Below are 6,039 nucleotides of genomic sequence, written 5' to 3'. Positions count from 1 at the left end.
AAAAACCCCCCCCCCCAGATCAGGCGCCATGTCTCGTGGGCTCGGAGATGTGGAGAAGAGACAGACGCCGTCGAACGCCGCGGCGCCGTAGCCGGGTGTCGGCGGGCGGTGGTCTGATGGGTGCCGGCGGCGCCGCCGCGGCCCGCGCCCGACCCACCGAGGGGGACGACATGACCGTGCGCGACACGCCCTGGCCCGAGGGGACGCCCTGCTGGGCGGAGCTGGCGGTGCCCGACCTGGAGCTCGGCCGGCAGTTCTACGGCGCGCTGCTCGGCTGGGAGTTCGCGATCGGGCCGGAGGAGACCGGCTTCTACTCCGAGGCCCTGGTCGGCGGCCGGCGCGCGGCGGCGCTGAACGGCTACCGCCCCGACCCGGGCGCCCCCGTCGCCTGGCTGCCGTTCCTCGCCACGCCCGACGCCGCCGGCACCGCCGACCGGGCGGCCGCGGCGGGGGCCACCGTGCTCGCCGGACCGATGGACGTCATGGCGTTCGGCGCGATGGCCGTGCTCGCCGACCCCGCCGGCGCGGCCGTGGCGCTGTGGCAGGCCGGCACGTCCCTGGGCGCCGAGGTCGTCGACGAGCCCGGCGCGATCGCCTGGGCCGAGCACATGTCCGGCGACCCGACCGCCGCCCGGGCCTTCTACCCCGCGGTGTTCGACTACGCGCTGCAGGACATCAGCGCGCCCGGGTTCGACTACACGACGCTGCTGCTCGACGGCGAGCCCGTCGCCGGGATCGGCGGCGGGTGGGACCGCGCGGAGTGGTGCCTCTACGTCCGGGTGGCGGACACCGACGCGGTCGTCGCGGCGGCCACCCGGCTCGGCGGCGGGGTGCACCTGCCGGCCGAGGACTCGCCGTACGGGCGGGTCGCGTCGATCACCGGACCGTTCGGGGAGCGGCTGGGGCTGATGGGGCCGAGCACCGGCGAGGAGGCGGCGGCCGCGGGGGCCTGAGGGCCCGCCCGGGTCCGGTCGGGCCCGACCGGGGGTCCGATCGCCCCGGCCGGGCCCGCGCGGGCGGGGTGGGGGCCTGGCGGGGGTGGGTGCGTGCTCGCGGCTACCCTCGACGGGTGCCCGACCCGGACGACCTCGCCGCTCCCCCGACCGCCGACGGCGCCCACCCCGGGCGCGACGCCCGCCCCGGCGACGCGTTCCAGCACGCCCCGAACGCCGAGGGCGACCCGATCCGCACCTTCCACCCGCGGCGCGCGGCGCTCGGCGACCGGCGGACCGACGCCCTCGACCGGCTGTGGCCCCGGTACGGCGTGTCGGTGCACGACCCGGCGCTGGGCCTGCCGCCGACCGGGCCGGACGGCACCCTGGACGCGGCGCGGCTGTTCGGCCGCACCGCGCCGCTGGTCCTGGAGATCGGGTCCGGCATGGGCGACGCCACCGCGGCGATGGCCGCCGCCGACCCGGGCCGGGACTACCTCGCCGTCGAGGCGCACCTGCCCGGCATCGCGAACCTGCTGGTCCTCGTCGAGGAGCGGGGCCTGACCAACGTGCGGGTCGCGCACGGGGACGCCCTCGACCTGGTGCGGCAGACGATCGCGGCGGGCTCGCTCGACGCCGTGCACGTGTTCTTCCCCGACCCGTGGCCGAAGGCGCGGCACCACAAGCGCCGGATCATCGCCCCCGACCACGTCGCCCTGCTGCGCAGCCGGCTGCGGCTCGGCGGCACGCTGCACTGCGCGACCGACTGGGCGGAGTACGCCGAGCAGATGCTCGCGGTCGTCGAGGGCGACCCCGGCCTCACGAACCCGTACGGCGGCTTCGCGCCCCGCCCGGAGCACCGCCCGGTCACCAAGTTCGAGCGCCGGGGCGCGGAGGCGGGCCGCCCGTCCCACGACGTCATCGCCACCCGCACCGCCTGACCCAACCCGCGCGCAGCGCCCCCGCGCCCGCGCCCCCGCACGTCGAGTGCCTGGTCGACACGTCGAGTGCCTATCCCGTGGGTAGGCGTTCGACGTGTCCGATGTGCATTCGGCGGGCGGGCGGGTCGCGCGCGGCCGGGTCGCGCGCGGGCGGGTCGTGCGCGGCCGGGCGGGTCAGCCGCCGGCGAGGTCGTCGATGCGCAGGACGCGGTCGGCGGTGCGGACGGCGCCGGGGCGGTGCGCGATCACGAGGACCGTCCGCCCCTTCGCCGCCTCGGCCAGGGCGTCCTGGATCTCCGCCTCGGTGGCGACGTCGAGCTGGCTGGTCGCCTCGTCGAGCACGAGCACCGGCGCGTCGAGCAGCAGCGCCCGCGCGATCGCGACCCGCTGCCGCTGCCCGCCGGACAGCCGCTCCCCCATCTCGCCGACCCGGGTCTCGTACCCGTCCGGCATCGCCAGCACCGCGTCGTGCAGCGCGGCCCGCCGGCAGGCGGCCTCCAGCTCGGCGTCGGTCGCGTCGGGCGCGGCGAGGCGGAGGTTGGCGGCGAGCGTGTCGTTGAACAGGTAGGTGGTCTGCCCGACCACGGCGACGTGCCGGCGAAGGTCCTCGAGGGACACGTCCCGCACGTCGACGCCGCCGAGCAGCACCCGCCCCGCGTCCGGGTCCCACGCGCGGGTCAGCAGGTTCACGAGGGTCGACTTGCCCGAGCCGGAGGAGCCGACGACCGCGGTGGTGCTGCCGGCCGGCACGTGCAGGTCCAGCCCGGTCAGCACGGGCCGGCGCTCGACGGCGCGCAGCACGGCGGCGGCCGGGTCGTCGGGGTCGAGGTCGGGCGCGGGGTAGGTGAACCCGACGCCCTCGAACCGGATGTCGAGCGGCCCGTCGGGCAGCGGCACGGGCCGGGCGGGCGACGTCGTCGCGGGGGCGGCGTCGGTGATCCGCCAGATCCGGCGGGCCGCGGCGAACGCCTGCTCCAGGTCGGGCGCGACGTCCTCGACGGCGAGCACCGGGGTGAACACCGCCAGCGCGAGCACGACCGCCACGGCGTACGCCGGCCAGTCCAGCGCGCCGGACCCGACGCGGGCGGCGCCGACGAGGGCCACGGTCACGACCGCGCCGACCATGAGCACGGAGTTCGCGGCGCGGCGGCGCGCGGTCCAGGTGGCGAGGCCGGCGAGCCCGGCGTCGACCTCGGCGGCCACGTCCCGGGCCTCGGCGCGGCGGCGGCCGGCGGCGCCGAACGCCAGCACCTCGCGGACGCCCTGGAGCGACTCCGTCACCAGCTGGGCGAGCCGGCCGCGGGCGGCGCGGACCCGGGTCGCGGCCGTGGCGCTCGGGGTGCGGCCCCAGCCGGGGACGACCGCGCCGACGAGCAGCAGGAACGGCAGCAGCACGAGCGCGAGCACCGGGTCGTACCCGGTCGCGAGCACCACCAGCACGACCACCGGCACGACGACGGCGCTGACCGCCGGCACCAGGGTGTGCGCGAAGAACACCTCGACGCGGTCCACGTCCTTGGTCGCGCGGTTCACCAGGTCCCCGGTGCGCCGGGACAGCACCCCGGCCGGGGACTGGGGCGCGAGCCGGTCGTAGAAGTCGACGCGGAGCATGGCGAGCGCGCGGAACGCGACGGCGTGCCCGGTGAACTGCTCCAGGTAGCGCAGGCCGCCCTTGACCAGGGACAGCACGACGAGGGTCCAGACGACGGGCGCGATCGGCGCGGCCGGGTCCTCCGCGACGCGGGCGACGCCCCACGCGGAGACCCCGAGCAGCGCGATGCCGAGCAGCTGGCCGACCACGCGGCACACGAGCGACGCGGCCAGCGGCGGCAGGACGGGCCGGCCGAACCGCACCAGGCGCCGGGAGATCGCGGCCCGGGTGAGCGGGACCTCGGCGGGCGCGGCGGGGGCGGGCGTAGCGGCCGGCGTCCCGGGGCGGGGCTGCGTGGCGGCGCTCACGGGCGGGCCTCCTGCTCGGTGAGCGGGCCCGCGCCGACGCCGGACAGGTCCAGCGCGCGGGCGTAGTACGAGTCGATGCTGCCGAGCCGGTCGGGCGGACCCTGCTCGACGATCCGGCCCTCGGCGAGCACCAGCACCTCGTCCGCGCCGCGGACCGTGCTGAGCCGGTGCGCGACCACGACGACGGTGCGGCCCTCGCCGGCCCGGTCGAGCGCCTCGACCAGCGCCGCCTCGGAGGCGGCGTCGACCTGGCTGGTCGGCTCGTCGAGCAGCAGCACGGGCGCGTCCTTGAGCAGCGCGCGGGCGACGGCGAGCCGCTGGGCCTGGCCACCGGACAGCGACAGCCCGCGCTCGCCGACCCGGGTGGCGAGCCGGTCGGGGAACCGGCGCACGTCGTCGGCGAGGTTGGCCTCGGCGAGCGCGTGCCACAGGCGGTCGTCGTCCGCGTCGGGCGCGGCGAGCCGCAGGTTGTCCGCCAGCGTGCCGGTGAACAGGTAGGTGGTCTGCGCGACGACCGCGGTCTGCGCGCGGACCCAGTCGACCGGGACCGTGGTGGCGTCGTGGCCGCCGACCCGGACGACCCCGGACCCCGGGCGCAGGTGCGCCTGGACCAGCGCCGCGACCGTGCTCTTGCCGGAGCCCGACGGGCCGATGAGCGCGACCCGCCCGCCGCGCGGCACGGCGAACGACACGTCGTCGAGCACGGGGCGCCCGCCGGGGTAGGCGAACGAGACGTGGTCGAGCGCCACCGCCTCGGGGCGGCCCTCGCCCACCGCGTCGGCCTCGCGAGGATCCACGTGGAACGTGCTGGTCACGGGCGCCCGGACACCCGCCGCGTCCCCGGCCGTCGCCGGCTGCGCGAGCACGGTGTCGATCTCCCGCACGGCCGCGCGGCCGCCCATGCCGACGTAGAAGAACTGCCCGACCCGGTCGAGCGGCTCGAGCAGGACGGTCGACACCAGGGCGACCGCGACCGCCTGGCCGGGCGTGATCGCGCCGTCCCGGAGCCGCGCCATCGCGAGGCCGGCCGCGGCGGCGACCATCGCGAGCGAGAACGAGGCGTCGATGACGAGCAGCACCACCTGGTTGCCCGCCAGGAGGCGCATGACCATCCGGCGCAGCTGCTCGGCGGTGCGGGCGAGCTCCGCGCCCTTGGTCGCCGCCCGGTTGAACGCCGTCGACGTCGGCAGACCCTGGATCGCGTCGAGGAACTGCGCGGAGAACCGGCGCGCGGTCATCCGGTACTGCACGGAGACGCTGCGGAACAGCTTCTGGAACCCGTTGACCAGCAGCGGGATGGCGGGCAGCGCGAGCGCCAGCCAGCCGGCCACCACCCAGTCCACGGCCGCGCCGAGCGCGACCAGCGCGATCACCGGCACGGTCATCGAGGCGATGATCGGGAACTTGAACGTGACCTCGTAGGAGGCGGCCCGCTCGACGCCGTCGGTGGCCGTCGAGACGAACCGGCCCGACCGCTCCTGGGTCCGGAACGCGACCCCCAGCCGGAACATCTGGTCGAGCAGCACGTCGCGGCGCTCGACCTCGCGACGGCCGACCGCGCCCAGGCTCAGCCGCGGGCCCGCGAAGGCCGCGGCCGCGAGGGCGACCACGCCGAGGACGATCGCGACCAGGGCGCCGACCGGGACGCCGGCGCCGGTGCGGGCGCCGTCCAGGACCGCGCCGAGCGCGAGGTAGACGGCGGTGGTACCGGCCGCGACCACCCAGGTGAGTGCCGCGGGCAGCAGGCTGGTCCGGCGGGACAGCGGGGGCGTCGGCACCTGGGGCGGGCCGAGGGGCGCACCGCCGGGGCGGCCGGGGTGGCCACCGGGGCCCCCGGGATGGCCGCCGCCGGGACGTCCGCCGGGGTGGCCGCCGCCCGGTCCCTCGCCGGGGTGGCCGCCGCCCGGTCGCCCGGTCGCGGGACGCGTCGCCCCGTCCGGGCGGCCTCCTCCCGCGCTGCCGGCGGGTCGCCCTCCGCCGGGCGGGGCGGGGGTGCCGGCGGGGGTGCCGGGGTGCGGGGCGGTCATGCGGGTCCTCGGTTCAGCGTGGGGCGGGCGTGGGGCGGGCGTGGGGCGCGCCCGACACGGTGCCACGCGGTCGCCCTCCGCGCGACACCGCGCGGGGACGCGGTGGTGGGGGGGGGGGGGGGGGGGGGGGGGGGGGGGGGGGGGGGGGGGGGGGGGGGGGGGGGGGGTGGGGTAGCGTTG

Annotated in this window: 4 protein-coding genes; 2 read left to right on the top strand and 2 right to left on the bottom strand. The window is 78.4% G+C overall.

Going from position 1 to position 6,039, the window contains the following annotated elements; translation table 11 throughout:
• Positions 1-170 precede the first annotated feature (170 nt).
• Together AC3WUG_RS18795 and trmB are read left to right on the top strand one after the other, a co-directional pair.
• A complete protein-coding gene (locus AC3WUG_RS18795) occupies positions 171-953 on the top strand; it encodes a VOC family protein (protein ID WP_492329060.1) in 783 nt (260 codons plus the stop codon).
• 116 nt (positions 954-1,069) lie between these two features.
• Positions 1,070-1,873: a tRNA (guanosine(46)-N7)-methyltransferase TrmB gene (gene trmB / locus AC3WUG_RS18790; RefSeq protein WP_492329059.1), complete on the top strand. Its 804-nt coding sequence runs from the start codon at positions 1,070-1,072 to the stop codon at positions 1,871-1,873.
• Positions 1,874-2,047: 174 nt separating this feature from the next.
• On the opposite strand, the gene cydC is transcribed toward trmB, so the two are convergent.
• Both cydC and AC3WUG_RS18780 read right to left on the bottom strand, forming a co-directional pair.
• Positions 2,048-3,832 carry a thiol reductant ABC exporter subunit CydC gene (gene cydC, locus AC3WUG_RS18785; protein WP_492329058.1) on the bottom strand — a complete coding sequence of 595 codons (1,785 nt, stop codon included), beginning with the start codon at positions 3,830-3,832 and terminating at the stop codon, positions 2,048-2,050.
• Entirely contained in the window at positions 3,829-5,610 is a 1,782-nt protein-coding gene (locus AC3WUG_RS18780; RefSeq protein WP_492329057.1) for an ABC transporter ATP-binding protein/permease, read from the bottom strand. Before AC3WUG_RS18780 ends, cydC begins: the two co-directional genes overlap by 4 nt.
• Positions 5,611-6,039: the final 429 nt, after the last annotated feature.

This window comes from Cellulomonas sp. EB106-03-03-XG116 (genome assembly GCF_058792015.1).
Note: the sequence above shows the minus strand (reverse complement) of the source record. Positions and strands in the feature narration are given on the sequence as shown.

Excerpts from the sequence above, each read along its gene's own strand:
- AC3WUG_RS18795 (WP_492329060.1), top strand. The coding sequence starts at position 171 with ATGACCGTGCGCGACACGCCCTGGCCCGAGGGGACGCCCTGCTGGGCG.